General features: G+C 59.4%; 20 protein-coding genes and 1 pseudogene. 11 read left to right on the top strand and 10 right to left on the bottom strand.

The features are described 5' to 3' along the window. The first annotated feature begins 1 nt into the window (after nt 1). The 3 genes and pseudogenes from ACQY1L_RS19465 to ACQY1L_RS19455 all read left to right on the top strand — a co-directional run. Nucleotides 2-1,237: an HD-GYP domain-containing protein gene (locus tag ACQY1L_RS19465; protein ID WP_082471774.1), complete on the top strand. Its 1,236-nt coding sequence runs from the start codon at nt 2-4 to the stop codon at nt 1,235-1,237. Nucleotide 1,238: 1 nt separating this feature from the next. Beyond that, the gene (locus tag ACQY1L_RS19460; RefSeq protein WP_062459796.1) at nt 1,239-1,724 is read left to right on the top strand and encodes a chemotaxis protein CheW; all 486 of its coding nucleotides are present in this window, start codon (nt 1,239-1,241) and stop codon (nt 1,722-1,724) included. A 436-nt stretch (nt 1,725-2,160) separates the two neighbouring features. Then, a pseudogene (locus tag ACQY1L_RS19455) lies at nt 2,161-3,828 on the top strand (HAMP domain-containing methyl-accepting chemotaxis protein); the annotation flags it as partial. A gap of 731 nt (nt 3,829-4,559) precedes the next feature. Here the strand turns inward: ACQY1L_RS19455 and ACQY1L_RS19450 are convergent. Together ACQY1L_RS19450 and ACQY1L_RS19445 are read right to left on the bottom strand one after the other, a co-directional pair. Next, on the bottom strand, nt 4,560-6,668 hold the full coding sequence (locus ACQY1L_RS19450) for a carboxy terminal-processing peptidase (RefSeq protein ID WP_430245679.1): 2,109 nt from the start codon (nt 6,666-6,668) through the stop codon (nt 4,560-4,562). 184 nt (nt 6,669-6,852) lie between these two features. Beyond that, the gene (locus ACQY1L_RS19445; RefSeq protein WP_430245677.1) at nt 6,853-8,082 is read right to left on the bottom strand and encodes a M24 family metallopeptidase; all 1,230 of its coding nucleotides are present in this window, start codon (nt 8,080-8,082) and stop codon (nt 6,853-6,855) included. Nucleotides 8,083-8,514: 432 nt separating this feature from the next. Here ACQY1L_RS19445 and ACQY1L_RS19440 point away from each other — a divergent pair, with 432 nt between their 5' ends. The 3 genes from ACQY1L_RS19440 to ACQY1L_RS19430 all read left to right on the top strand — a co-directional run bounded on the left by ACQY1L_RS19440 (nt 8,515) and on the right by ACQY1L_RS19430 (nt 12,331). Further along, the gene (locus tag ACQY1L_RS19440) at nt 8,515-10,134 is read left to right on the top strand and encodes a phosphoethanolamine transferase (RefSeq protein WP_430245980.1); all 1,620 of its coding nucleotides are present in this window, start codon (nt 8,515-8,517) and stop codon (nt 10,132-10,134) included. 180 nt (nt 10,135-10,314) lie between these two features. After that, complete coding sequence (locus ACQY1L_RS19435) at nt 10,315-10,968, top strand: response regulator (RefSeq protein WP_113165382.1); 654 nt, start codon at nt 10,315-10,317, stop codon at nt 10,966-10,968. Nucleotides 10,969-10,972: 4 nt separating this feature from the next. Next, nucleotides 10,973-12,331, top strand: coding sequence for a sensor histidine kinase (locus ACQY1L_RS19430; RefSeq protein ID WP_371816254.1), 1,359 nt, complete (start codon nt 10,973-10,975; stop codon nt 12,329-12,331). 17 nt (nt 12,332-12,348) lie between these two features. Here the strand turns inward: ACQY1L_RS19430 and ACQY1L_RS19425 are convergent, their stop codons facing one another. The 4 genes from ACQY1L_RS19425 to ACQY1L_RS19410 form a co-directional block, all read right to left on the bottom strand. Beyond that, nucleotides 12,349-12,966, bottom strand: a complete 618-nt coding sequence (locus ACQY1L_RS19425; RefSeq protein ID WP_062460469.1) for a hypothetical protein — start codon at nt 12,964-12,966, stop codon at nt 12,349-12,351. 128 nt (nt 12,967-13,094) lie between these two features. Continuing rightward, on the bottom strand, nt 13,095-13,538 hold the full coding sequence (locus tag ACQY1L_RS19420; RefSeq protein ID WP_430245673.1) for a DoxX family protein: 444 nt from the start codon (nt 13,536-13,538) through the stop codon (nt 13,095-13,097). Next, on the bottom strand, nt 13,525-14,523 hold the full coding sequence (locus ACQY1L_RS19415) for an alpha/beta fold hydrolase (RefSeq protein WP_430245671.1): 999 nt from the start codon (nt 14,521-14,523) through the stop codon (nt 13,525-13,527). The genes ACQY1L_RS19420 and ACQY1L_RS19415 overlap by 14 nt, the downstream gene beginning before the upstream one ends. A 67-nt stretch (nt 14,524-14,590) precedes the next feature. Further along, nucleotides 14,591-15,769, bottom strand: coding sequence for an amidohydrolase family protein (locus ACQY1L_RS19410; protein ID WP_430245668.1), 1,179 nt, complete (start codon nt 15,767-15,769; stop codon nt 14,591-14,593). A 709-nt stretch (nt 15,770-16,478) separates the two neighbouring features. Between ACQY1L_RS19410 and proV the strand changes: the two genes are divergently transcribed. The 4 genes from proV to ACQY1L_RS19390 all read left to right on the top strand — a co-directional run bounded on the left by proV (nt 16,479) and on the right by ACQY1L_RS19390 (nt 19,969). Next, nucleotides 16,479-17,711: a glycine betaine/L-proline ABC transporter ATP-binding protein ProV gene (gene proV, locus ACQY1L_RS19405; protein WP_430245666.1), complete on the top strand. Its 1,233-nt coding sequence runs from the start codon at nt 16,479-16,481 to the stop codon at nt 17,709-17,711. Between the two features lie 88 nt (nt 17,712-17,799). Beyond that, nucleotides 17,800-18,690, top strand: a complete 891-nt coding sequence (locus tag ACQY1L_RS19400) for an ABC transporter permease (RefSeq protein WP_174197708.1) — start codon at nt 17,800-17,802, stop codon at nt 18,688-18,690. Between the two features lie 67 nt (nt 18,691-18,757). After that, entirely contained in the window at nt 18,758-19,630 is an 873-nt protein-coding gene (locus tag ACQY1L_RS19395; protein ID WP_430245663.1) for a glycine betaine ABC transporter substrate-binding protein, read from the top strand. Between the two features lie 78 nt (nt 19,631-19,708). Continuing rightward, entirely contained in the window at nt 19,709-19,969 is a 261-nt protein-coding gene (locus tag ACQY1L_RS19390; protein WP_062459760.1) for a helix-turn-helix domain-containing protein, read from the top strand. 33 nt (nt 19,970-20,002) lie between these two features. On the opposite strand, the gene ACQY1L_RS19385 is transcribed toward ACQY1L_RS19390, so the two are convergent. The 4 genes from ACQY1L_RS19385 to osmF form a co-directional block, all read right to left on the bottom strand. Then, complete coding sequence (locus tag ACQY1L_RS19385; RefSeq protein ID WP_113111454.1) at nt 20,003-20,752, bottom strand: ABC transporter permease; 750 nt, start codon at nt 20,750-20,752, stop codon at nt 20,003-20,005. Next, nucleotides 20,749-21,687, bottom strand: coding sequence for an ABC transporter ATP-binding protein (locus ACQY1L_RS19380; protein ID WP_062577995.1), 939 nt, complete (start codon nt 21,685-21,687; stop codon nt 20,749-20,751). Before ACQY1L_RS19380 ends, ACQY1L_RS19385 begins: the two co-directional genes overlap by 4 nt. Further along, nucleotides 21,684-22,850, bottom strand: coding sequence for an ABC transporter permease (locus tag ACQY1L_RS19375; protein WP_430245660.1), 1,167 nt, complete (start codon nt 22,848-22,850; stop codon nt 21,684-21,686). Before ACQY1L_RS19375 ends, ACQY1L_RS19380 begins: the two co-directional genes overlap by 4 nt. 68 nt (nt 22,851-22,918) lie before the next feature. Further along, nucleotides 22,919-23,830 carry a glycine betaine ABC transporter substrate-binding protein OsmF gene (gene osmF / locus ACQY1L_RS19370; protein ID WP_430245658.1) on the bottom strand — a complete coding sequence of 304 codons (912 nt, stop codon included), beginning with the start codon at nt 23,828-23,830 and terminating at the stop codon, nt 22,919-22,921. 283 nt (nt 23,831-24,113) lie between these two features. On the opposite strand from osmF, the gene ACQY1L_RS19365 reads away from it, so the two are divergent. Next, the gene (locus tag ACQY1L_RS19365) at nt 24,114-26,393 is read left to right on the top strand and encodes an FdhF/YdeP family oxidoreductase (RefSeq protein ID WP_430245656.1); all 2,280 of its coding nucleotides are present in this window, start codon (nt 24,114-24,116) and stop codon (nt 26,391-26,393) included. Nucleotides 26,394-26,425: the final 32 nt, after the last annotated feature.

Raw genomic sequence — 26,425 nt, 5'->3', positions numbered from 1 at the left:
CATGCGCATTCTACTTGTCGACGACAATAAAACGAACCTCTCTCTCCTGACGAGACTCGTCGAGAAACTGCCGGACTGCGTCGCCATTCCCTATCTTCATCCCGAAGACGTGCTGGCAGATGCCCCAGCGCTCGAATTCGACATCGCCGTCATCGATTTCCAGATGCCTGTCTACAGCGGCATCGAGCTGTTGACCGAACTTGTTCGCTTCGAGAATTACCGCGACAAGCCCGTGGTATTTGTCACGGCCGATACCGATACGGCGACGCGCATGGCGGCGCTCAATGCGGGCGCGATCGACTTTCTGACGAAACCCGTGAATCCGCTGGAGTTCCAGGCCCGGATCAAGAATCTGGTCGCTCTCGTGGACGCGCGCAACAAGCTTGCTGACAAGGCCGAGTGGCTTCGTATCGAGGTCGAGAAAGCGGTCGTTGAGCTGCGTGCCCGCGAGGAGGAAATCATTGACCGCTTGACGATTGCAGCAAGCTACAAGGACTTCGAGACGGCCCGGCACACCCGGCGCGTAGGCCTTTATTCTGAGGCAATCGCGCGGGCCTACGGCATGGAGGCGCGTGCTTGTTCCGACATCAGGCTTGCCTCGCCGATGCACGATATCGGAAAGGTCGCCATTCCCGATGCCGTCCTCCTGAAAAACGGCAAGCTGACCGAACAGGAGTTCGCGGCCATGCAGCGGCATACGGTCGTCGGCTGCGATATTCTCCGGGAATCGAAGTCGAGCCTTCTGCAGCTTGCTGCCGAAATTGCTGGCAGTCATCATGAACGCTGGGACGGGCAGGGGTACCCGTTCCGGCTTTCGGGTGAGACCATTCCGGTTTCCGGCCGCATCGTCGCCATTGCCGATAATTTCGATGCGTTGACGAGCGCAAGGCCCTACAAAGAGGCGTGGAGCGTGGATCGGGCCGTAGCACACATACGTGAAAGATCGGGGAGCCACTTCGACCCCCGCTGTGTCGCTGCCTTCGACAAGGCATTGTCCGTCATTCTCGAAATCATGGAGACCGATCGCAGGGAAAGCCTGCTTTCAGTGCCTACAAGCTGCATCCCGGTTCACGCTGGGTGCTCGCAGTCGAAGGAATCCTTTGAACGCTGCCGCCGCGCCATCAGCGATGCCCGCGTGGAGAAAAATGACGGTCCACTGACTGTTGCAATGATGACGTCACCAACAACACAGAACTACGAACTCGAAAATCAACCGACCGCTTTGCAAGGACGATGAAATGAACACTTTGCATCCTTCCAATTCTGCACGTTCCGGTGAGACCCTGGAAATCATCGCGTTCCGCCTTCACGACCAGGAGTTCTGCGTCAGGACGGTGACGATCCGCGAGATCCGCGGCTGGGGCCCCGCGACGCCGATCCCGCATTCACCCAGAGAGGTTCTGGGAGTGATGAACCTCCGCGGTGCAGTGATTCCGATCATCGACCTCGCCTGCAAGCTCGGTATGCGGAGTACCGAACCCAATGAGCGGAGTGCGATCGTCGTGGCGGAAGTCCACGGAATGGCCTTTGGTCTTGTTGTCGACCGGGTCTCGGACATCCTCACGATTCCCGTCGAAAACATGCAGCCTGTGCCTGACATGAACGCGGGTGCCGCGACGAGCTATTCCGACGGCATCATCGTCCAGCCCACAGGAATGATCTGTTTTCTGAACCTGGAACGAATGTTCGAAGGTTTGAATACTGCCGGCCTCATCGCCGCCTGATAGCTGCGCCGTTCGCACTCATCCGCCTAGACGCTCCGTGACTGTCAGATGACGGTTCGGTGCACGACCAAACTTGGCTTGCGGAAGCAGGTACAACCTGAAACGCAACTTACGCCTCAATCGCACAACGTATGAGTATTTGATTAAGACGAATTGCTGATTTTCGCATCGTAACCACAGTTTAACGAATCTGCCCTACAAATCGAGGGAGTGGGTAGGCGCTCGTCTTTTGTCAGCGCGAGACCGATTTCAGGATTTGCACTGCCCGGTAAACGGCAACAATTTTAGTTTGGGCCAATCGTCTAGAATTCCTTTTCCGATCGACCCCTGCGGTACCGGCGAGCAAGACGCCGTGCCACTGCATACGGTCAGTTTTTCCAAAATCCACAATCTGCGACCATACTGACTTCCGGCCCGTTGTGCCGGTGGCAGGTCGATGCCCGATGAGAGGTTGAAAATGTTGATACGAACAAAGCTTCTAGCCTGTCTTTTCGTCCTCGCTACGGCGCTACTGTCGATGGCTGGTTTTGCTTTCTATGCACTCGATGAAGAAGGCAAGCTTGCCAATTCCATCGTTGAAGATCGCGTCATCCCCTTGGCGCAGTTGAAGCAGGTCGCCGACAGTTACGCGGTAAACATCGTCGATACGGTCCACAAGGCCCGCGCGAGAACGTTGACAGCCCGGCAGGCGACCGAAAACATCGAGACCGCCATGAAGGTCATCGACCTACGATGGCGCGAATATCGCAACACGAAGATGACAGCCGATGAGTCGGCGATCGCTACGACCTTCGAGGCGTCTCGCTCAGCGGCCGATGCAAAGCTGAAAGGCCTGCTGACCCTGATTGCATCCGGCGATCTGGATGCCTTGGGACGCTTCGCCGACGCCGATCTTTATCCGACAATCGATCCGCTTGGTGGTCCCATCGACGAACTGGTGAAGCTTCAGCTTCGTGTCGCAGCCGAAACGCTCGCGACAGGAAAGGAGATGAAGGCTGGCCTGACATTGGTCATGGCGATCATTGCCTTCGCGGGTCTTACCGTCGTGGTGATTTCGGTTTGGACGGTTCGTTCTGCGGTTATCCGGCCGTTGACCGAGATGACGAGGGCCATGACCGAGTTGGCGGGCGGCAAACTTGACGTGCGCATCTTCGGCGAGGGCCGCCGCGACGAGATCGGCACAATGGCAGGCGCCGTTGGTGTCTTCAGGCAAAGTGCGAAAGATCGAGCTCGTCTGGAGGCCGAGGCCGATGCAAACCGCAGCGTTTCGGAGCGGGAGCGTATTGAACGCGACCGGATCAGAGCCGCCGAAGCCGAAGCGATGGAGTTCGCTGTCGATAACCTGAAACATGGTCTCGATCAGCTTGCGAATGGGAACCTCGTGCATCGGATCGATGCAGCATTCGTTGCGCAGCTTGATGTGTTGAGGACGAACTTCAACAGTTCCATGGAACGCCTCGAGCAGACCTTGCGCACCGTCGGCCAGAACGCGCAGACGATCGCGGCGGGTTCCAACCAGATCATGTCGGCCGCCAATGATCTTTCGAAGCGCACCGAGCAACAGGCTGCCTCTGTTGAAGAAACGGCTGCTGCCCTTGAGCAGATCACGACCACCGTTGCCGGATCGAGCAAGCGTGCCGAAGCCGCTGGTCGCCTTGTCACCGAGACAAAGGACAGTGCCGAAAAGTCTGGTGACGTCGTGCGAAAAGCGATTTCGGCAATGGGCGAAATCGAGCGCTCGTCGAACGAGATCGTCAATATCATAGGGGTCATCGATGATATCGCTTTCCAGACAAATCTGCTGGCATTGAATGCCGGCGTCGAGGCGGCGCGCGCCGGGGAGGCCGGAAAGGGATTTGCCGTCGTCGCCCAGGAGGTCCGTGAACTTGCTCAACGCTCTGCAAAGGCGGCCAAGGAGATCAAAACCCTGATCAACACGTCAGGCGAGCAGGTTCGAAACGGGGTTCAGCTTGTTGCAGAAACCGGAAAATCGCTCACTGAGATCGTCTCCCGCGTCCAGGACGTCAGCGTCAATGTCACCGCCATCGTCGAAGCGGCCAAGGAGCAGGCGGTCGGGCTCAAGGAAATCAATATGGCGGTCAATACGATGGACCAGGGCACGCAACAGAATGCGGCCATGGTCGAACAATCGACTGCAGCCAGCAACAGCCTTGCCCGCGAAGCAGATAACCTTTTCACCATGATTGGTCGGTTCACGTTGAGCAAAGGACATGACCTTCAACCTCGAACCGGAAACGCCAACGGCGCGCCCCATATGCCGTCCCCAGCCAGAAAGCTGATGGCGAGAGTGAACAGCTCTTTTCCAACAAGTGCAGCTGTCGCCGAGGCGTGGGAGGAGTTTTAGCCGCGGTCTGGTAAGGCTCCCAGGTCGGCCGGGATTACAAGCTATCGATGGTCGCGGCTGAACTAGGATTTGCATTTTTCAAACCCGCGGCCACTGCTTTGTCACGCTTCGTCTCTCTCGCTTCGTCTCTCACGCGTCGGCAAAGATAGCCGGAAATGGCGTGCTGGATATCGGCGCTTCAGAGGCGGCACGTTGAACCGTAGCGGACGTATCTACCGTCTCAGCCAAGGCCGCTAAGCCTGCTACACGCCATCAATATCCATTGGTTCCATAATGCATATTATCTGATAACTGGGTGATGCTCTCTGTCGGGTGGATCAGGTTTTCCACGTCGGCGAAACTGCATATTCCCTTCGCTTTGACGACAGCGCACGGTATCTCTACCGCGCGCTGTCAACGTCGTTTCACGTTGCTCCACTGACCGTCATAAGGTTCACTTGAACCCCGACGACCCCGCAGCCCGCTTGTGACTAGTTCCGCTTGGCGCGCCCGGGCTGTGCATTGCTGTCTTGCAGCAAGGTCGCCTGATCGGCGACAATCGCAGACGCCTCGTTTTTCAGGACGTCCTTGGCATTCTTGCGCGCATCCTCAAGAGCGATCTCCGCACTCAAGCTACGTTCGTTTGCTTGCAGACCATCGTCTTCGCTGCCGACCAGGCCATTGTTGATCTGCTCGCGAGCCTTCAGACGACTGGCGACGGCTGCGAGTTCTGCCCGGCGTTCGGCCTCGTTGAGCGAGATGACCTTTTTCTCGCGCTGCTGCTTCAGTTCGGCAGCGTCCTCGATGAACCGCTGGAAATCCGGGTCATCCTTGATTCGGGCTTCGTGCTGGGTCTGCAGTTGTGGCAGAACCGATGCGACATTTCCGACTGCGGCATATTTGGCAGGCTTGATACGTGTCCATGGCAGGGCATTGTCATAGCTCGCCTCACCCAGCGTCTTCGGGTCAGAAAGGCCCGGGAGGCTGATATCCGGCGTCACACCGCGAAGCTGGGTCGTACCGCCATCGACACGGAAGAACTGGGCGATGGTCAGTTTCAATTCGCCGTATTTCGATTCGCTGCTGCGCGTCGCCTGATCGAGATCCACGACGGTCTGCACGGTTCCCTTGCCGAAGCTGGGCTCGCCGATCACAACGCCTCGACCATAATCCTGGATAGCTGCAGCAAAGATCTCGGAGGCCGAAGCCGAACCGCGGTTGATGAGCACGCCGACCGGGCCCGCCCAAGCGGGAGCAGACCGATCGTCTTTCAGGATTTCAACCTTACCCTTGGCATCGCGCTGCTGCACGACCGGTCCCTTGCCGACAAAGAGCCCGGTGAGTTCAATCGCTTCAGACAGGGATCCGCCTCCGTTATCACGCAGGTCAATCAGGACGCCATCAACGCTTTCCTGTTTGAGTTCAACGAGCAGCTTGGCGACATCGCGGCTGGCGCTCTTGTAGTTCTTCTCGCCTTTGCGTCTCGCTTCGAAGTCCTCGTAAAAGGCGGGCAGAGTGATCACGCCGATGCGGCGGGCGACACCTTTGTCCTCGACCGGAATAATGCTTTTCTGGGCCGCCTGTTTTTCGAGACTAACCCGGTCGCGCACGAGGCTGATAACCCGGTGGCTTCCGGTCTCACCGGTATCTGCAGGCAGCACGTCCAGACGGACGACAGAATCCTTCGCGCCACGGATCATCTGCACAATTTCGTCGAGGCGCGTACCCACGACGTCCTTCATCGGGCCATCTTCACCTTGCGCAACGCCTGCGATGCGATCGCCGACAGCAAGCTTGCCGGAGAGCTGCGCCGGGCCGCCAGGCACGAGCTCACGGATCGTGGTGTAACCGTCACGCTCTTGCAGAACCGCACCGATACCGACGAGAGACAGGCTCATGGAGATGTCAAATTCAGCCGCTGCCCTCGCCCCGAAATAGTCCGTGTGCGGGTCAACCGACGTCGTGTAGGCAGCCATGAAAGACTGGAATACATCGTCGCTCTTATAACGGTAGGTCCGATCAAGGACGTTCTGGTAGCGCTTGTCGAGCGTCTCGCGGATCGTCGCGTCCTGGGAGCCCGCCAGTTTCAGGCGCAGCCAGTCGCTTTTCACTCGCTTGCGCCACAGGTCGTTGCTTTCCTGTTGCGACTGCGGCCACGGCGCGTCGTCTCGCAGCACGGAATACTCTTCCCGCTGGGTGAAGTCGAAACCCTGCTTCAGCAACTCACGTGCATAGGTCAGGCGCTCTGAAACGCGCTGCGAATAAACGTTGAAAATCGAGAAGGGAAGCTTCAGGTCCTCGTCTTCGATCGCATCGTCGATCTTCTTGCTGTTCGCGGCAAAGCTGTCGATATCGGATTTGAGAAAAAAGCTCCGGTCCGGATCCAGCGACTTGATGAAGCTGTTCATGATCTTGACCGACAGCGCGTCGTCCAGCGGTACGGGCTTATAGCTGTAGCGGCCGAGAAACTGTGCGCTGATATTGGCCGCCTGTGCCTGCCGATCGAGCGGAGCCAAGACGGGGGGTGTGCCCGGTTCCAAGGCATAGGCTGCTGGTGCGATGGCAAGAAGTAGACCAAAGAAAGAATATCTCAGACGCATTACGCTATGTTCCAATTGCGATGTCGGTTCGTTTTGCGCAATGGTGGTGCAACAATGATCGAGTTTTGGCAACTGTCTGGGTGTGCAATATTGCGTGTCCATCGCAAGAACCAGGACGAACGGCGTGCGCGGAGGGCCCCTGATTTCTGAAGAATGCCGTTCGCGGGCGTTCGGTCGTCAGGCTTCAATGCATGATCTTCTGAAGACCGCGCGGCAATCTATTCATGCATTCCGTGCCGTCAGAGGTCACAAGGAACTGGTCCTCGATCATCAGGGCACCAAAGCCATTCCCGTAGAAGGGCGTCTCGAGCGCCACCACCATGCCCGGCTGGATCAGTTCCTCATTTCCCATCGAGAAAAATGGCCATTCCTCGATGCCGGCACTGCCGCCGACCGAGTGCCCGAAATGCCCACGATGATATTCGCTCAATCCCCCACGACGGATGGCGGCCGTGACAACCCGATGCACCGCGCCGAATGTATTGCCGGGAAGGATCTGCTCGAGGCCCGCTGCAAATGCCTCGAGGAGGATCTTGTCGAGATCGTTCGCGAGCGGCGGCGCCTCGCCATAGACGAAGGTTCGTGCGCTATCGGAAGAATATCCCTCCACCAGCGTCCCTACATCTGCCTTGATGAGCGCACCCGGAACAACCGTTGCGTTCGCGTCTGAAAGATCCGGGCCAACGGAGATGTAGTCCCATGACCCGGACAGGCTGACGCCCTTCCCGATTGCGAACGCCTTCGCGCCGGATTTCCAAGCGTCGGAAAGCGATTTTACAGAGGAGCCAGGCCGTATGGCCTCGACCATTCTGACGATGCCTGCCTCTGCCGCATTGGCCGCAAGACGCAATCGAGCGATCTCGACCGGCGTCTTCACCGAGCGCAGGCGGCGCAGAACCGTAGATCCATCGGTCAACAAGGCGCGGGGCAGATGGTGCTTCAGCGCGGCAAAATCGGCGGCGGGCATGAACTCCACGTCAACGCCAAGACGGGCCTCAGATAGACCGCGCTCACGAAGCAGTTCCCCCAGCAGGCCGAAGGACACTTCGCGATCAAAGGTTTCAGGCCTTTCCCCCGTCGACCCACCTCGGCGATAGCACTGGTCGATTTGCGCGATGGAGCCGGCGTCCGTTGTATCGACGGTGTCGATCCAGATCCGATGACTGCGCAGCTCGACATCAGGTGCGGATTTGCGGATGCTTGGCAGGGCGTGATCGCTGACGACGGCGGCAAGCGCGAGCCCCGCATCCGCGGGGACAAAAGCGATTGCTGCCCCTGCCCTGCCCCACATCGTTGCGACGCCAGCGGATGCGCCGATTGCGTAGCGGAATGCCTCGGGTTGGAATAGCAGCAGGCCGTCAAGATCGGCGTCTTGCATCAATCGCTCTGCCCTGTCCCGATCGATATCGCCCACTGCCTGCCCCCGTCGTCCGTAAAGATGCACCCTATGACATGGCGCACCGGACATCCGCCGGTCAAGATGCGGCCGCTCAACCCGTCGGCATATGTGTTTGTCGAACGTTCGATCCCGGTAGCGTCTGGGGATTGCGAACGTGCCGGGGATCGCGCAGCAGCGAGATCGAGCACACGATCAGTACGAATATGCCCACGAAAATTAGACCGGGCCGAAGACGAAAACTGTTCACCGAGTATAGGCCTTGTTGCTTCTCACTCAGGCAATGATGACGAACGAAGCTGACTCCCAGCTGAAGGGTGGCCGTTGGTCTAGGGCATTCAGGTGCGTGTCAGGATCCGATGCAAATCCGTGGCAATCGATATCGCCGAGGATCAACCAGTGCCGATCTCCAGTCTGTCCAGAACCGCACCTCCTTTCTTCCGCCCGCGGATGGGTAGCGTTACCCTGGCTGTGACAGGTGCGCTCTATCTTGCAGCCTTTACCAACCGGATGTTTCTCGCGCGGGCTTTCGCCTATTTCGACAGTCACCTGGCCTTTGCTGCCTTCATACTCGGTCTCGCATGCCTTTTCGCTGCGTTGATCGTATCGTTGTCGCTCAAGTATGTCCTGAAGCCGGTTCTGGTCTTTCTCTTCGTGAGCGCTGCTGCGGGCTCCTGGTTCATGGACAGGTTCGGAACGATCATCGACGTCGACATGATCCGCAACGCCGTCCAGACGACGTCATCCGAAGCCGGGCATCTGTTGACACCGGCCTTCGTGCTGCACATGGCCGTTTTCGGCATCCTGCCATCGCTTCTGGTCTGCTGGGTCAAGATCGAACACAGGCCGTTCTTCGGCAAAGTCTTGTGGAACAGCGCGGCAATCGTTCCACTTCTGCTGGTCGCGCTCGCCTGCGGAATGAGCAGCGCTCGCAGCATTGCCTCGGTCACGCGGCTCCACAAAGACCTGATGATGACACTTAACCCCTTCGTGCCGATCGGCAATGCCATCGGCTTTGCCATGGCGACCAGCGAGGACGAAACCGTCGTCGTGAAATCGCTCGGGACCGATGCCCGCGTCATTGCCCCGACATCCTCCGGCCGACCGCGCGTCGTGGTGATCGTTGTCGGCGAGACGGCCCGTGCCGAGAATTTTTCGCTTGGTGGCTACGGCCGCGACACCAATCCGGAGCTCGCCCGCCGAGACATTACCTACTTCAAGGAAACATCAAGCTGCGGCACGGCAACAGCGGTTTCCGTGCCCTGCATGTTTTCCAACCTGACACGGCGCGGCTATTCCCATCGTGCCGGCCTCGCGAATGAAAATCTGCTCGACGTCCTCGGTCACGCGGGTGTCAAAACGGAATGGTGGGACGACAACACCGGCAGCAAGAACGTTGCAAGCCGTACCGCCTACCACTCGTTTTCCGATGCCAACGATCCCCGCTACTGCAAAGACAGGGAGTGCCTCGACGAGGGGATGGTCGCGGCACTCGATGGCTGGCTCTCGACAGTCAAGGGCGACAGCGTCCTGGTCCTCCATCAGATGGGAAGTCATGGCCCCGCCTATTCTGAGCGCTATCCCAAGTCCTTTGCCCGCTTCATGCCGGAATGCCGCAATGCTGAACTGGGCAATTGCAAAACCGATGAGATCGTCAACGCCTATGACAACACGATCCTTTACACGGACCACATCCTCGCGTCGGTTATCGACAGTCTGAAGGCGCGTCAGGACGTCATCGCTCCAGCCATGATCTACATGTCCGATCACGGCGAGTCGCTCGGTGAGCATGGCCTTTATCTGCACGGCGCTCCGTATGTCGTTGCGCCATCGCAGCAGACCCACGTGCCCTTTGTGCTGTGGCAAGGGTCGGAGTTGAAAACCACGACCGATCCGCAATGCCTCTCTTCCCGAGCGGCTGCACCCGCCTCACATGACAATCTGTTTCACACCGTACTGGGAATGATGTCCGTTCGGACTTCGAGCTACAAACCGGACCTTGACGTAATGGCATCATGCCGGCGGGTGAGAGACAGTAGCGGCGTTGCCAGCGCGCGTGCAGACTTCTGACCGTTCGACACTGGTGGTAGTCCGGTCAGACAGTTCTTCTCGACATCGCTTGCTGGGTTGGCAACAGGGCTCTCGTGCTTCGCTTGTGTGCGCACGATTGTCGCTCCACTTCCTGAGATTTCCGGCTATTCTCGCCTCCGGATCGCCGAAGCGAAATGGCAAAGGGATGGAGCAGACTGCTTGAGAGTTCTTCTGGTCGAGGATGACGTGACACTTGGGGAAGCAGTGCGCGACCATGTGGCGAGCGCCGACCATGCCGTCGACTGGACCAAGACGCTTGACGCTGCAGAGAGCGCCCTCTCGACGACCGGCTACGGTCTTGTCCTTCTGGATCTGCGCCTGCCGGATGGCAGCGGCATCGCGCTTTTGAAACGCCTGCGCGCCAAGGGTATCACCACGCCGGTAATCATTCTGACGGCACATGACCAGATTTCAGATCGCATCGAAGGATTGAACAGCGGTGCAGACGACTACCTCGTGAAGCCTTTCAACCTGGGTGAGCTGACGGCGCGCATGTTGGCGGTCAGTCGCCGTTACAGCGGCCGTCCGGTTTCGCTTCTTCGCGTGGGCGATCTCGAGATCGATGCGACCGACCGCCGCGTTACCGCAACGGGCACCGTCATCGAACTTTCCAGCCGAGAATGGGCCGTGCTTGACGCGCTGTCGTCTCGTGTCGGCGCGGTCGTTTCCAAATCACAGATCGAGGAAGCGCTTTACGCCTTCGGCTCGGAAATCGAGAGCAATACCGTCGAAGTCTATGTCAGCCGCTTGCGCAAGAAGCTTGGCCGCGACCACATCACAACACTGCGCGGAATTGGATATCGGCTAGGGTAGATCGATGAGCATGCTTCTTTCCAAGACGGCGCCTTCCATGACCCGGCGTTTGATTTTGTGGCTGACCGTGGTGATGGCGTTTCTCTGGCTGCTTGCCGTGGGCCTCGGCCTCGTTGTGATGGAAGAGGAGCTCGCCGAAATTTTCGATGGCACTCTGCAGGATACGGCCGAAAGACTGGTTCCCCTTGCCGTCGACGACCTTGAACATCGCAGCCTCGTCGGCGCCTCCCCCCAACAACTACAGACCGCGAGTTCGAGCGGCGAACGGGAGTACCTGATCTATCAGGTGAGAGACACGGCCGGCCGGATCCTGATCCGGTCCCATGATGCGCCGGCAGAACCTTTCGAGGCGCCGCTGAAGGCAGGGCTGTGGCGAAACGACACCTATCAATTTTATACCGCGGCGAATGGCGATCGGAGTGTCTTCGTGCAGGTCGCCGACGCTTTCGAAAACAGAGAAGAAGCGCTTCGCGAAGGCGCCATGGCACTGTTTCTGCCACTCCTGCTGCTTATTCCCGTCTGCGGAATGGCGATCTGGTTCGTGGTGCGTCGAGCTGTCCGTCCCGTCGGTGCGTTGCGCGAGGAGATCGAAACCAAGGACGGCGGCAACACCGAGCCGATCGACGCGACGGCGCTTCCGAAAGAGTTGATGCCGATTGCCGCATCGGTCAATCGGCTGATGCAGCGCCTGCGCACAGCACTTGATGCGGAGCGTGAATTTACCGCCAACAGCGCCCACGAGCTGAGAACGCCGATTGCGGGCGCGCTGGCGCAGACTCAGATGCTGGTCGCCGAACTTGTGGGAAACCCTCATCGCCGGCGTGCCGACCAGGTTGAAGCCTCACTGACGCGACTGAGCCACCTTGCGGAAAAGATGCTGCAACTGTCTCGCGCGGAGGCGGGCATCGGCCTCGCCGACCACGCCGTCGATCTCGGTCGTGTTCTGGACATGGTGGTGACCGATTTTCAGCGCGGCATGGCCGATCCCGACCGGCTGGTCCTCCGCCATCCAACTGGCGCGCGCCTGACGGCGCCGGTGAGCGAAGACGGGTTCGCGATCGTGCTGCGCAATCTGATCGAAAACGCACTCATTCACGGGACGCCGGATAAACCGGTCGAGGTATTTCTTGAGGATGGTGGCCCAGTGCGCATTACCAACGGATCGCCGGTTATGAGTGCGATTGAACTCGCCGCCATTCGCAAGCGCTTCGGGCGTGGCCGGACCGAAGCCGAAGGCTCCGGTCTCGGTCTTTCCATTGTGGACCGACTACTCGGTCAGATGAACGGACAGTTGATCCTCGCATCTCCGGCGACAGGACGCTCCGACGGTTTCGAAGCGCGGATAGAACTGCGCCATCTCTAGGAAATCGACGAGCTCGTTCACATCGGAGGCACGACGCCGTTGGTGCCAACAACGACCCGACCGCTCGACATGGAGCCATCGGCCGCCTTTTCCGATGGCACAAACACAGTCGCGCCTGCCTTGATATCCGCTTCGACTGCTGACGCGAACGTCACGATCGGTGTGCCCTCAGGGATCGAGATCTTTTTCTCCTGGCCATTGTACGTCACGGTGACCGTGTGGCCATCGACGGATTTGACCGCATCGGCAACCGTCGCATTGGTCATCGAGCTGTTCGGCTTCAGATCCCAGGCGTAGCTGCCTTCACCGGTGCCTTTCATCGCCGCCGGGAAGATCAGAACTTCAAGAGCGCCATCACCGCCATCGGCAGTCGGCAACGAGGCGATCCCTACAAAGTCACCAGGCTTGATGTCATCGATAGAGGCCTTGGCAACGCTCGACACCTTCCAGTCATCCTTGAGCGTGATCTTGGCATTCGTGCCTTCGCGGGTTTTGACAGACAGGGTCTTGCCTTGGAGGCTCTCGACTGTACCGCGGACCCGGACGGTGTCTGCCGCAAAGGCCGAAACACCAAGCGTGACAGCGATCAGTGCGCCTGAGAGTATCGTAAAGCCGGTTCTGGAAATGGAGGACATGGTCTCTTCCTTTGTGAAACCCTTGAGGTCGTGTCGTGCTGCCGGTGGATTCGGGTTGAAAACCCTCCGACCTTCGCCGAGCGCGGCACGATGCCGGCGCGGAATTGTTGTCGCGCAGAGGCGACAGATCAGTCTCTCGCCCTCATCGGCCACCTGACGATGCCCGCCGCAAACAGGGCGATCCAGATCAGAACAGGCTGTAACGGCAATCGGACCATGTGATAAAGCCACTGCCACTGCGAGGCGTCTGGCGCAGTCAGGCTGGTAACTGCGTGCTTGATATTGGCAGGAAAGACGCAGGCTGCGTAAAGCGCCAGGCCAATGCCCGCATACCGACGCGACCACGGAACAAGCAATCCGATCGCGCCTGCGATCTCGCAAAGGCCCGTTACAAGAATCACCTCCGGCGCATCAGGGACCCAGCTGGGTGTGATGCTGAGAAACGGCCGCGGCACGGTGATATGCAGGACGCCCGCTGCGGCATAGAACAGGAAGAGGCCCAACCGGCACCGACGGCGCCAGACGGTCAGGTCCTGTCCCTCGCGTTCCCTGGCGAGTTCAATCCTTTGCATCTGCCGCTATCCGTCGCTCCACCGACCTTGCAATGGAGGCTAAGTCCCTGCGTCGGCCCGCAACGCTTTCCATGGCAGCCACCGCCAGATCCCTTGCGACGTAGTCGGACTTGTGCCCGAGCTTGTGGACGACGATCAGTTTTGCGCCGCGGATATCGCGCGCCAGATGTTTGGCATGGATTTCGGGAGACACGATCTCATCAGCATCACCGGTGATGATCACGGTCGGCGCCTTGATCTTCGGATATTGTCGCGAGGCGGTACGTGCCCAGTCGCTGAGCGCCGAGATTTCCCGCGCATTATGGCGAAATGCGGTTGGGCTCAGCGCCTGAAATGCATTGGTCTCGGCAATATAGCCGGCGGGGACAGGATAGGGAGAGAAGACTGCGCTGGCCGCCCCCTTGATCGCCAGCAGCCCCACCGGTGGAACGACGAGCGCGCTGAAGACCTGGCCCGTGACAGGGGCTGTGGCTGCAGAATAATACCATGCCACGCTTCCGTCCCAGGGGTAGACCGCCGGCGACAGGAAGACGAGACCGGACACCATGTCCGGATGCCGAACTGCAAATGCTGCGGCGATGGCGCCCCCGAAGGAATGGCCGACGATAATGGCCTTGCCGATCCCCCGCTTCCTCATCAGCTGCGCGACGGCATCAGCCTGGCCATCCGGAAGGATATTCTGTTCGCTTCCGATATCGGAACTGCCATGTCCCGGTCGGTCGACGAACAGCAGTCGCGCCCTGCCCTGCAACGTCTTCCTGAACGAAAAGAGGGGATCTTTCAGGCTCGTGCTCGCACCATGGAGAAAAACGATCGGGGGAAGATCCGCTTTTTTGTCCGGCTCGATCAGAACGCTGTTGAGTTTGTAACCGCCGACATCGATCCGGACCGCTTGTGCCGCATGGTCATCGGCCGTCACCTGCCGCGCGCCGACGATGCCGAACGCCGCGAGCGCAAACCCCAGAAGCAAGACAATCTTTTGCATTAGTCCTCAATGCGTTTCGCCGAAATGAGCATTTCGCTCCTACTACGCGCGCGGGACAAGGAAAGTTTCAGGCCGGAATGATCAAAGGCGCAAGAGGCGCCCATAGTCGCAACACGCCGCGTTTGACAGCGGCGACGACGGGCGCGTTGCGGCGGATCGCATCTTCAGCCGTTTCTGCAGCAACAAGAATGAATTCGGCCTTCGCCCCCACAGCGATCGGTGGCGCTAGCATCCCGGTGATCTTCTCCGCATCTTTCGACACCATCTCGAAAACGCTGTGCATATCAGCTGCCGTCGAGAGCTGATCGAGATTGGCGTAGAGGCCTGCCATCCGAAGCAGTGAGGCGTCGCCATACGGCGTGAACGGGTTTTGCACATTGTTGGTGGCGAGCGCGACATCCACCCCGAAGCGCTTCATCTGGGCTGCCGGAGCGATGCCTCGCGGCCGCATCGGGTTGTCGCGCGATCCGTTCAAAAACGCGTCTGTCGCGGGCAAGACGACGAGAGCGATACCGGCCTCGGCCATGCTCCGCGCCATCCTCTCACGCTCGTCAGGGTCGAAGGCTGCAAGCTTCGTTGCATGGCCGACAGTGACACGCCCACCCCAGCCGAAGGCTTCGGTCTGCCTGATGATCTCGGGCAAAATGGAATTTCCGGGATCGAGATCGAAGTCGGCGTGGAAGTCGACATCAACGTTGTAATGACGGGCAAGGCCGAAGATGCGGTCGACATGGGCAACGGGATCAGGGTCCGTATAAGGACATCCGCCAATCAGATCCGCACCCATCTTCATGGCTTCGTGAAGAAGGTCGATGGTTTCAGGCTCGTTGGTCAGGCCTTCCTGCACGAAGGCGCAAAGCTGGACGTCGATGAGACCCGACCATCTGCGCTTCAGCCGCAGCAGACCTTCCAGACTTCGAAGACCTGCGCGTGGATCCACCTCGACGAAGCTGCGCATGCGCTGCGTACCCGCACGCACAGCCAATTCCAAGACTTGCGCGCCGCGCGCTTCGACATCCTCTGCGGTAAAGCTGCGTTTCGCTTGCGCCGTCAGCCGAACGGCTTCAGCAAGGGTCCCCTCGCACAGCGGGCAGCGGCCAAGGATCATCGCCTTGTCGAGATGGACATGCGCATCCGTCAGTCCCGGCAGGATCAGCACCCCTCCAGCATCGAGACGCGGCGACGATAGCTGTGCGGTCTGCTCTCCGATCGCGACTATCACGCCGTTCGAAACACTCAGCGACATGCCTTGGCGACCGTCCGCTAATCTCAGATTGTCGATGATAAAAGTACTCTGCCCGACAACGCTCATGAGACCACGCTGAGTAAACCGCTTCACAAAGACCAGACGTCGTTACCCGCCCATCACCCAACAATGCAAATATCCCATGTCGCATTGCAACGCGAGTGTTTCTCAGAGCGGCTGCGGGGAGTTGCGTTGGGTGTAACGGTCCGGAAATCGGCTTGTTGGGACGATTGCGCGGCGCAGTCTAGCTCACTGGCTCACAAGTCTGGACGTTCGCAATTTGGGCTAGAGCAAGATTTTCATTGTTTCACGGTTTCGTGATGGCCGGTCTGAAATCCGGGTTCGATAGGGCGAGATGCTCGTTGATGCAGTGGATCTGCGATGGATGAGCCCGCCTCGGGAGGTTTTCCGGCCCATGTAAATTGGATTTTTTGATGGACATCCACATCTCTCGCTCTACAAACAGGTCATGGACGGGCTGCAGATGCGCATAACGAATGTGCGTCTGAAGCGCGCTTTTAGTGCGTGACGTCTGACTTGATACAATCCTCGCGATACGCTGATCGGATTGGTTCTTCGCCGGCGATGGCTATATCGCCCAAATAAAATACACGGACGACCTCTGGCCGGAAAGCCTATGCTTCCGCCGTAGAGTAGATCCGACTGTCTAGGAGAATGCCCGCGCTACCGAGCCCGGGCCAAATTTTTAATGGCTTATGCAACTGAAAATGACGCGCCGCTCGAAGCGACACCGACCAAGATCAGTCTAAACAACGTCTACAAAATCTTCGGCGAGCGGCCTGACAAGGCCTTGGACATGATCCGCGCCGGCAAGACAAAATCCGAAATCCATTCAGCGACCGGTTGCTCCGTCGGTGTCAACGACGCGAGCTTCGAGATCAAGGCTGGCGAGATTTTCGTGATCATGGGCCTGTCCGGCTCCGGAAAATCCACCCTCCTTCGTCTGCTGAACAGGCTCATCGAGCCGACATCCGGTGCGATAAAAATCGACGGGCGTGACATCACCCAGATGTCGCGCAAGGAACTGATCGATCTGCGGCGCCGCGATATCAGCATGGTGTTCCAGTCCTTCGCGCTTCTGCCCAACCGTATCGTGCTCAACAACGCTTCCTTCGGTCTCGAGGTGGCAGGCGTCAACGAAGCCGAGCGTCGGCAGAAGGCTCTCGTTGCTTTGAAGGCCGTGGGCCTCGACGGTTACGAGGACAGCCTTCCGGATCAGCTGTCCGGCGGCATGAAGCAGCGCGTCGGCCTTGCCCGTGCGTTGGCCAGTGAACCGACCATTCTTCTCATGGACGAAGCCTTCTCGGCACTTGACCCGCTCATCCGGACCGAGATGCAGGACGAGTTGGTCCGTCTTCAGTCCGAACAAAGCCGCACGATCGTCTTCGTCAGCCACGATCTCGACGAAGCCATGCGGATCGGCGACCGTATCTGCATCATGCAGAACGGCAGCGTCATTCAGGTCGGTACGCCGGACGAAATCGTCATGAGCCCGGCCAATGATTACGTCCGCTCCTTCTTCCGCAATGTTGATGTCAGCCATGTCTTCAAGGCCGGCGATGTTGCCCGCAAGACCCAGGTCACGATCATCGACCGTCAGGGTGTATCGGCCGCCGCCGCACTCGAACGCATGAAGCACTTCGACCGCGAATACGCGATCATTCTTGGTCGCGACAAGACCTACCAGGGAATGGTCAGCCAGACATCGCTTGTCGAAAAGCTGCGCGCCAAGGCGGATGATCCCTACCGCGGAGCGTTTCTCACCGGGATCGAGACAATCGCAGCCGACGAACCGCTCTCCAACGTTCTCGGCACGGTCGCCGCCAGCGCCTGGCCGGTCCCCGTCATCGATGACGCCAAGCGCTATCTCGGATCGATCAGCAAAACGACGCTGCTTGAAACGCTCGACCGCGCCAGCTGATTTCCATTCACGACCTTAGAATTGTTGCAGCGCCCTGCCGGCCCATGATGCAGGCGGCGCTGTAGCCGGCCAGAAACCGGAGACAGACATGAATTTCAACATCGGCGACGGCATCGATACAGCCGTCAACTACATCCTCGACAACTTCTCCCCCTTTCTCGATCTGATCGCGTCGGCGATCGGCTTTGTGACCGGGACGATTCAGGATGCGCTGCTTGCGCTCCCGATGCCCGTCGGCATTGCCATCTTTGTTGCGCTATCCCTCTGGCGGGTCGGCCTCGGCTTCGGCCTGCTGACCGGCATCGCACTTTGGCTGGTGGACCACATGGGTCTTTGGAGCGCCATGATGGAGACGCTTTCCCTGGTGATCGCGTCGACGCTGATGGCGATGATCATCGGCCTGCCGCTCGGCATTGCCATGGCGCGCAAGGATAGTGTCGCAGCCATCGTCCGGCCCATCCTCGATCTGATGCAGACCATGCCGGCGTTCGTCTACCTCATTCCGGCAGCGATGTTCTTCGGGCTTGGAGCGGTACCGGGTGCCATCGCCACGGTGATCTTTGCAATGCCGCCTGTCGTGCGACTGACCAATCTTGGCATCCGCCAGGTACATCACGAGTTTATCGAGGCAGGCAACGCGTTTGGCTGCACCTCGACGCAGCTTCTGTTCAAGATCCAGCTTCCCAATGCCCTGCCCTCGATCATGGCCGGTATCAACCAGACGATCATGCTGTCGCTGTCGATGGTCGTCATCGCTTCGATGATCGGCGCCGGCGGGCTCGGCAACACGGTTCTGACCGGTATCCAGCGCCTGGATGTGGGCACGGGCTTCGAGGGCGGTCTTGCCGTCGTCATCCTGGCCGTCATTCTCGACCGGATCACCCAGAGCCTCGGCCAGAAATCCAGAAAGCCGAACGCCCTCTGGCGCGCGCTTTCCAAGAGAAACGAGCGTGAGGACATGGTGACGGCAACCGCCTGATCCAGTCCTTCGCCGAACCGTGCGGGTGATGAACCCGCAATTGCAAACCTCCCAAAAAGGAGACTACATGTTCAAGACCCTCGCAACCCTCGGGCTCGCCGCCACTCTCATCGGTGGATCTGTGACCGCAACGATGGCGCAGGACGCCAAGCCGGTAAAGATCGGCTGGTCCGCTTGGTCCGATGCTGAATTTGTCACCAAGCTCGCCGCAAAGCTCATCAAGGATGAACTCGGCACGGAAGTCGAGCTGGTACAGTCCGATGTCGCTCCGCTCTACCAGGGTGTCAGCCGCGGCGATCTCGACGCGATGATGATGGCCTGGCTGCCGCAGACCCATGCGGACTACTACGAGAAGGTGAAGGACAAGGTCGAAACGCTCGGTACCGTCTATGACGGCGCAAAGCTGGGCTGGGTCGTTCCGGCCTATATCCCGGAAAGCGAGATCGCTTCGATCGAGGATCTGAAGAAGCCTGAAGTGCAAAAGAAGCTTTCCGGCATCGTGCAGGGCATCGATCCGGGCGCAGGTCTGACACGGTTGTCAGAAAAGGCCGTAAAGGATTACGGTCTCGACGACTACAAGCTGCAGATCTCCAGTGAGGCGGGCATGCTGACGACGGTCGATCGCGCCATGCGCAGCGAAAAGTGGTTCGTCGCCACGTCCTGGAGCCCCCATTGGATGTTCGGCAAGTACAAGCTTCGTTACCTGACCGACCCCAAGAAGTCGCTGGGTGAAGCAGAACACGTCGACGTCCTTGCCCGCAAGGATTTCAAGACCGAAAATCCGAAGGTTGCCGGCTTCCTCTCGCGCATGAAGCTGCCGATCGCTGATCTCGAAGCGGGGATGTTTACCGCGCAGGAGACGTCCTACGACGAAGCGGTCGCAAAATACATCAAGGACCATCCGGATCAGGTCAAGGCCTGGGTTGGAGAAGAAGGCTGACATAGGCCTCGGGCTTCGCGGTTATCCGCGGAGCCCTTTTGCTACTTGATGCCAGCATCCAGTTGTTAGGAGCAAACGATGTTTATTGACGGAACGGATCTCGACCAGGCTACCGGCGATACGCTCGGCGGGCGTATCTCGCTGGCACGCGACGCGACTGATCTTTCGGTAGATGATGCCGCCCACATGTCCGGTGTTGACCGGAGTGTCTGGGAGGCCTGGGAGAACGACCGTGACGCACCGATCGCAACCGATCTCGAGATCGTCGCACGCTCCCTGCAGGTAAGCCTCGGCTGGTTGATCACCGGCCGCGGTGTCGGGCCGAAGTGGGACAGCTAGACTGTCAGCGTTGAAGCTCTACCAGAAGCGGAATTACCGCACGTTCAGGCCCGTACGACGCGCTGCAATCCGCTCGACGGCGGAAAGCGTGTCGTAGATGAGGATCGCAAGAGCGCCGACGATCAGGCCGCCTTGCAGGATAAAGGCGAGATTGTTGGCCTGCAGGCCGGCGATGATGACTTCGCCCAGGGTTTTTGCGGCAACGGTCGAACCGATCGTGGCCGTGGCGAGACTGATCACGACCGACAGACGGATACCGGCGAGGATGACGGGTGTGGCGAGCGGCAGCTCGACCTTGAACAGCCGCTGCAACCCGGTCATGCCCGTCCCGCGCGCCGCCTCCATGACAGACGGCGGAAGGGTCGTCAGCCCCGTCAGTGTGTTTTCGAAAATCGGCAGCAAACCGTAGAGAAAGAGCGCGACCAGCGTCGGTTTTTCACCAAAGCCCAGCGTTGGAACCGCGAGCGCCAGCACCGCTACTGGCGGGAAGGTTTGCCCGATATTCACGAGGCCCCGCGAGAGCGGCAAAAACTCGGCGCCGATCGGCCGCGTCACGAGAATTGCCATGGGAACAGCCACAAGGATCGCTGCTGTCGTGGCGATGGCGACCGTCCGCAGATGCAGAAGCGTGAGTGTCAGAAGACTTCCCTGATTGTAGATCGCGGGCGCATTCTGCTGAACCAGCGGGCGCAGGATGGGATCGAACAATTCGGGCATCAGCAGGAACGTCAGCAGAAGAACGAGCAGTAACGCCCGCAGCATGAGAGGAAGCCACGCTCTCATGCCAGACCCGCCGCGCGCTTGGACAGTCCTTCGACCGAAACAGAACCGATGATCCGCCCATCGGATGCGCGAACAGGCAATGCCTGCTGTCCCGTCCACAAAAGCTTTGATAGCGCTTCTCGCTGGCTCATGTCTTCGGACAGTGGTTCCCCTGTCGCTTGATTGGGCTCGAGGGCCTCACCGATAGTCTGCATCGACAGGAGCCGGAACGGCCGCTCCGTATCGCCAATCAGCGTTTCGACGAACGGGGTCGCAGGCTGTCGAACCAGTTCGACAGGCGCGCCGTATTGAACGACCTTGCCCTTGTCCATCACCGCAATCCGGTCCGCCAGATGAAAGGCCTCGTCCATATCGTGCGTGACGAGAACGATGGTCGTGCCGAGCACCTTTTGAATGCTGATAAGGTCTTGCTGCGCCTTGGCGCGAATGATCGGGTCGAGAGCGCCGAACGGCTCATCCATCAGGAGCACGTTGGGTTCGGCCGCAAGAGCGCGTGCCACGCCGACGCGCTGTTGCTGCCCGCCGGAGAGTTCATGCGGAAAACGCGCCGCGAAATCGGCGGGGTCGAGCTGGAAGAGTTCGAGCAGCTCTTTTACTTTGGCGTCGATGCGGGGCCGGTCCCAGCCAAGCAGACCCGGAACAGTGGCGATATTCTGCGCGACGGTTCGATGCGGAAAAAGCCCGTGTCCCTGGATCGCGTAGCCGATCCTGCGCCGCAGTTCGAACCCCGGCAAGTCGCGATTGTCGACGCCGTCGAGCTTGATGGTTCCAGAGGTCGGTTCCACGAGCCGGTTGATCATCCGCAGAAGCGTGGTCTTGCCGGAGCCGGACGTTCCGACAATGACCGTTACCGTGCGCGGTTGGATCGTCATAGTCACTGTGTCGACAACCGTATTGTCGCCGTAACGCTTGGTGAGGGTCTCGATTTCGATCATGCGGCTTTGCCTCGAGTGCCAACAGGGGCGTTCAGTTCGACGAGTGCGTCCAATACGGTGGCTGCGGTGAAGGCGAGCACGACGGTGGGTACGGCGCCCAGGAGCACAAGATCCATTGCCGTCTGGCCGACGCCCTGGAAGACGAAGACGCCGAACCCGCCGCCGCCGATCAGGGCCGCGATGGTGGCAAGCCCGATATTCTGAACCAGAACGATGCGGATACCGGTCAGGATGACGGGCATGGCGAGCGGCAGTTCGATGCCGAACAGGCGTTGGCGCCCGGTCATGCCGACTCCGCGGGCCGCCTCGTTTGCTTCCCGGGGCACGCCCTCAAGGCCAACGACGGTGTTGGCGACAACAGGCAACAGGGAGTAGAGGAACAGCGCGACGAACGCGGGTGCAGCGCCAATGCCGCGTATGCCGATCGCGGCCGCACCCGGCACGTTGATGGCGATCCAGCCGAGCGGCGCGATGAGAATGCCGAACAGGGCAATCGACGGGATCGTCTGGACGAAGTTCAGCGTGTTGAGAATGCCGGAACGCAAGGACGTGACTCGGTGGGCAAGAACGCCGAGGGGAAGACCGACGACGACGGCTGCAATCAGCGATCCGATCGCCAATGTCACGTGTTTTCCCGCTTCCTGCCAGAAGACGTCGGCGCGGCCCGCATATTCCCTGATGATGGAAAGTCCGTCCCAGAGACCCGAAGACAGGACGACCGCTATTCCCGCTAGGCTGACCGCCAGCAAGGCGATCCGAACGACGGGCGTTGGCCGCAGTCTGGCGATCGCATCGGCGGCGAGCAGAGCGAAGGCAAGCATCAACAGCCAGGCACCGGAGGCCGGCGAAACACGAGCATAGGTATTGCCGTCCGGCGTCAGAAACGACGCGGCGGAACCGACGGAGATGGCCAGTCCCGCGAGAACGGCCGCCGCAGCCGACAGCCTTAGATAAAGAGGTGTTTTGAAGAGTGTGATGAGGATCGCGACGCTGATAACGACGACGAAGGAGATCGACGTGGATGGCGGCAGGGATTCCCAGAGAGACTTCCCCTGCCCCGGCACGATCCGGTTGGGACGGAAAATCATGAGGGGCGCGAAAAAGGCAGCATAGGTTGCCAGAAGCGCCACGACGACACCCAGCTTATCGAGGCGAAGCTTCAATCCGATCCTCCTTGGCCCCCGGATGATGCATCCCGCCCTTTCGGGAGGAATGCATCAAGCAGACACTGTTACTTCAGAAAGCCGTTCTTCTTCAGAAAGTCTTCGGCAACGGCCTTCGGCGGTTCGCCACCGAGCTGCACGCGACCGTTCAACTCTTGGAGCGTCACAAGATCGAGCTTTTCGAAGGCCGGCTTCAGAAGCGTTTCGATCTGCGGATGCTCCTTCAGAACTGCTTCACGGATGATCGGAGCCGGCTGGTAGACCGGCTGGACGCCCTTGTCGTCTTCCAGAACGACGAGACCTGATGGCGCAATGCCACCGTCCGTGCCGTAGACCATCGCCGCATTGGCCCCGTTGGTCTGGTTTGCAGCTGCTGCGATCGTGGCAGCGGTGTCGCCGCCGGACAGCGTGATCAGCTGGTCGGACTTAAGCGTGAAGCCGTAGGTCTTCTGGAAGGCCGGAAGGGCGGCAGCCGAGTTGACGAATTCCGAGGAGGCAGCCAGAACGACCTTACCGCCGCCAGCAACATACGAGCCGAATTCGCTGAAGGTCTTGATCTTGCCTTCGTCCGCGACTTCCTTGCGGATGGCGACCGCCCAGGTGTTGTTTGCCGGAGACGGGGTCAGCCAGACAATCTTGTTTGCATCGTAATCCAGCTTCTTGGCCTCAGCATAGGCCTTTGCCGCATCCTTCCAGGCCGGGTCTTCGGCTTTTTCGAAGAAGAACGCCGCATTGCCGGTATATTCCGGATAGATGTCGATTTCGCCAGCGGTAATCGCCTTGCGCACGACAGGTGTGGCGCCGAGCTGAACGCGATCCGTCGTCTTGATGTCGTTTGCGTTCAGGATGGACAAAATGATGTTGCCGAGGACGCCGCCCTCGGTATCGATCTTTGATGATACGACGACTTGCGCCGATGCCGTGGCCGCAGATGCGGCAATGGCGAATATGGTTCCGATCACGATCTTGGGCAGGTGCACGGCCGGTATCTCCCTGTTTACAACTAGTCTTGCCTGGCGCGCCCAACCGCAATCGTCCGGACGCAAACGCCTATATATGCCGCCGGTTCAAGAAGAATAGTGGAGCAACGTCACGTCAGTCATTTGCGGTATGCCTCGTCCTGAAACCGAGGCCCTATGCCGTCTCCGGATCCGACAGCCGCTCGGAAACGACTGCCCTGCGGGAGGAACGATCGCGCCTTCTTCGAGTTATGTCGATGCCGCCCCTAGCATCCCTTTCAGCGAACATTTCGGAGGCCCACCCATGGCAGACAACATCAGCAATCCTGAAGGCAAAGGCCCTGCAGGTGGTTGGGGTTCGGTAAAGTCGATTTTCCGGATCTACGGCGAGAGTTTGCCTCCACCAGCGTTTCTCGAAACGTTGTCTCGCCAAAACAAGCCGGGCGGATTCATGTGCGTCTCGTGCGCCTGGCCAAAGCCCAAAAACTATCACCCCTTCGAGTTTTGCGAGAATGGTGCCAAGGCCACCATGTGGGACCTGACCAACTCCCGTTGCGGACCTGATTTCTTCAAGAAGCATACGGTGGAGGAGCTGAAGGGCTGGAAAGACCACGATCTGGAGATGACAGGTCGCCTGACCCATCCTCTCCGCTTCGACCACGCGACCGGACAATACGTGGAGGCCACCTGGAACGAGGCGTTCCAAAAGATCGGCGCAACGCTAAAGCGCCTGGAGAAGAAGAGCGTGGTCTTCTATTCGTCCGGCCATGCCGGACTGGAAGCATCCTACCTCTATGCCTTGCTGGCACGCGCCTATGGCAACAACAACCTGCCGCAGAGCTCGAACATGTGCCACGAGACGACGTCCGTCGGCCTCACCAAGGTCATCGGCTCGCCGGTCGGTACCATCGTCTGGGAAGATTTGGAAAAGACCGACGCCTTCTTCTTCTTCGGCCAGAACCCGGGCACCAACAGTCCACGTTTCCTGCATCCGCTGCAGGAAGCCAAAAAGCGCGGCGCGAAGATCGTCACATTCAACCCTGTCATCGAGCAGGGTCTCGTGTCGTTCGTGAACCCGCAAAATCCGCTCGACATGGTCACGGGCAACGAGACCAAGATATCCGATCAGTATCTGCAGGTGCAGGCCGGTGGTGACGTCGCTGCCATGCTGGGTCTTTGTAAGACCGTCGTCGAGGCCGATGATGCGGCGGTTGCCGCTGGCCGGGCGCGTGTTCTCGATGTCGATTTCATCGCCGAGCATACGACGGGCTTCGACAAGTTCATCGAATGCGTGCGCGATACGCCTTGGTCGGACATTGTCCGCGAAAGCGGGCTCACGGAGGCTGATCTGCGCGAGGCAGGCGCGACTTATATTGCCGCCAAGCGCGTCATCGGCGTCTATGGAATGGGACTGACCCAGCACTCGCAGGGCGGCCTCAACATCGCGATGCTAGTCAACCTTCTTCTCCTGCGCGGCAATATCGGCCGCGAGGGGGCTGGTTGCTGTCCGGTGCGTGGCCACTCGAACGTTCAGGGCCAGCGGACCGTCGGCATCGCCGAAAAGACCAAGCTCATCCCGATGGACAAACTGAAGGAACTGTTCGATTTCGATCCTCCGACCGAGGACGGAACGCACATCGTCGATGCGGTCAAAGGCATGATGGCGGGAACCATTCGCGCCACGATCTCACTCGGCGGCAATCTGCTTCGCGCCGTGCCGGATCAGGTCGATATGGAGCGGGTCTGGGCCGAGCAGGAGTTGACTGTCATGGTCTCGACCAAGCTCAACCGCAGCCATCTGTTTCCGGGCAAGGAGGCCTGGATCTTGCCATGTCTTAGCAGAACCGAGATCGACATGCAGGCGACCGGAAATCAGTCCGTCACGACGGAAGACAGCTTCTCCCACATTTCCGGTTCGATCGGAAAGCGCACGCCGGCATCCAAGCAACTCCAGAGCGAACTTGCGATCGTGACCGGCATCGCCAAGGCAACCCTCGACCATAACCCGAAGCTGAAATGGGACGAATGGACGCGGGACTACAGCCTCGTCCGCAATCTCATCGAGGCAACCTACCCCGACGACTTCAAGCATTACAACCAGCGCATGTTCGAGCCCGGCGGCTTTTACCGCGGCAATGATGCGCATGACCGCAAGTGGAATACCGAGGAAAAGAAAGCGGTCTTTACAACGCCGCATCAGCTCAACGCGTTGTCGTTCGAGGATGCGGCTGGTCGGTTCCGGCTGATCACGATGCGATCCAACGACCAGTTTAACACAACGATCTATGGCTATTCGGATCGATTCCGCGGCATCGAGGGTACGCGAGACGTGCTTCTCATGTGTCCGGAAGACATCGCTGCAGCAGGACTTCGGGAAGGTCAGGTCGTATCGCTCGTCAGTGACTTCGAAGACGGCAAACACCGCGAACTCAGCGGGCTGACTGTCCGAGCGCACAAGCTTCCGCGCGGCACGATCGGCGGGTACTATCCCGAATGCAATGTGCTGAACGCAATCGACCATCACGACGAGATGTCCAAGACGCCGGCGTCCAAGGCAATCCCTGTAAAAATCGTCAGTCACTGATTCCGAACGCGACTACTGTCTCGGTACAGTGC

Source organism: Neorhizobium sp. DAR64862/K0K3 (assembly GCF_050500185.1).
Taxonomy (GTDB): Bacteria; Pseudomonadota; Alphaproteobacteria; order Rhizobiales; family Rhizobiaceae; genus Neorhizobium; species Neorhizobium soli.
The sequence above is the reverse complement of the archived record's forward strand: the minus strand, read 5'-3'. Positions and strand labels throughout refer to the sequence as shown.

Coding starts and splice junctions, on each gene's coding strand:
- ACQY1L_RS19465 (WP_082471774.1), top strand. CDS start 2: ATGCGCATTCTACTTGTCGACGACAATAAAACGAACCTCTCTCTCCTG.
- ACQY1L_RS19460 (WP_062459796.1), top strand. CDS start 1,239: ATGAACACTTTGCATCCTTCCAATTCTGCACGTTCCGGTGAGACCCTG.
- ACQY1L_RS19450 (WP_430245679.1), bottom strand. CDS start 6,668: ATGCGTCTGAGATATTCTTTCTTTGGTCTACTTCTTGCCATCGCACCA.
- ACQY1L_RS19440 (WP_430245980.1), top strand. CDS start 8,515: ATGGGTAGCGTTACCCTGGCTGTGACAGGTGCGCTCTATCTTGCAGCC.
- ACQY1L_RS19430 (WP_371816254.1), top strand. CDS start 10,973: ATGAGCATGCTTCTTTCCAAGACGGCGCCTTCCATGACCCGGCGTTTG.
- ACQY1L_RS19425 (WP_062460469.1), bottom strand. CDS start 12,966: ATGTCCTCCATTTCCAGAACCGGCTTTACGATACTCTCAGGCGCACTG.
- ACQY1L_RS19420 (WP_430245673.1), bottom strand. CDS start 13,538: ATGCAAAGGATTGAACTCGCCAGGGAACGCGAGGGACAGGACCTGACC.
- ACQY1L_RS19415 (WP_430245671.1), bottom strand. CDS start 14,523: ATGCAAAAGATTGTCTTGCTTCTGGGGTTTGCGCTCGCGGCGTTCGGC.
- ACQY1L_RS19410 (WP_430245668.1), bottom strand. CDS start 15,769: ATGTCGCTGAGTGTTTCGAACGGCGTGATAGTCGCGATCGGAGAGCAG.
- proV (WP_430245666.1), top strand. CDS start 16,479: ATGGCTTATGCAACTGAAAATGACGCGCCGCTCGAAGCGACACCGACC.
- ACQY1L_RS19400 (WP_174197708.1), top strand. CDS start 17,800: ATGAATTTCAACATCGGCGACGGCATCGATACAGCCGTCAACTACATC.
- ACQY1L_RS19395 (WP_430245663.1), top strand. CDS start 18,758: ATGTTCAAGACCCTCGCAACCCTCGGGCTCGCCGCCACTCTCATCGGT.
- ACQY1L_RS19390 (WP_062459760.1), top strand. CDS start 19,709: ATGTTTATTGACGGAACGGATCTCGACCAGGCTACCGGCGATACGCTC.
- ACQY1L_RS19385 (WP_113111454.1), bottom strand. CDS start 20,752: ATGAGAGCGTGGCTTCCTCTCATGCTGCGGGCGTTACTGCTCGTTCTT.
- ACQY1L_RS19380 (WP_062577995.1), bottom strand. CDS start 21,687: ATGATCGAAATCGAGACCCTCACCAAGCGTTACGGCGACAATACGGTT.
- ACQY1L_RS19365 (WP_430245656.1), top strand. CDS start 24,114: ATGGCAGACAACATCAGCAATCCTGAAGGCAAAGGCCCTGCAGGTGGT.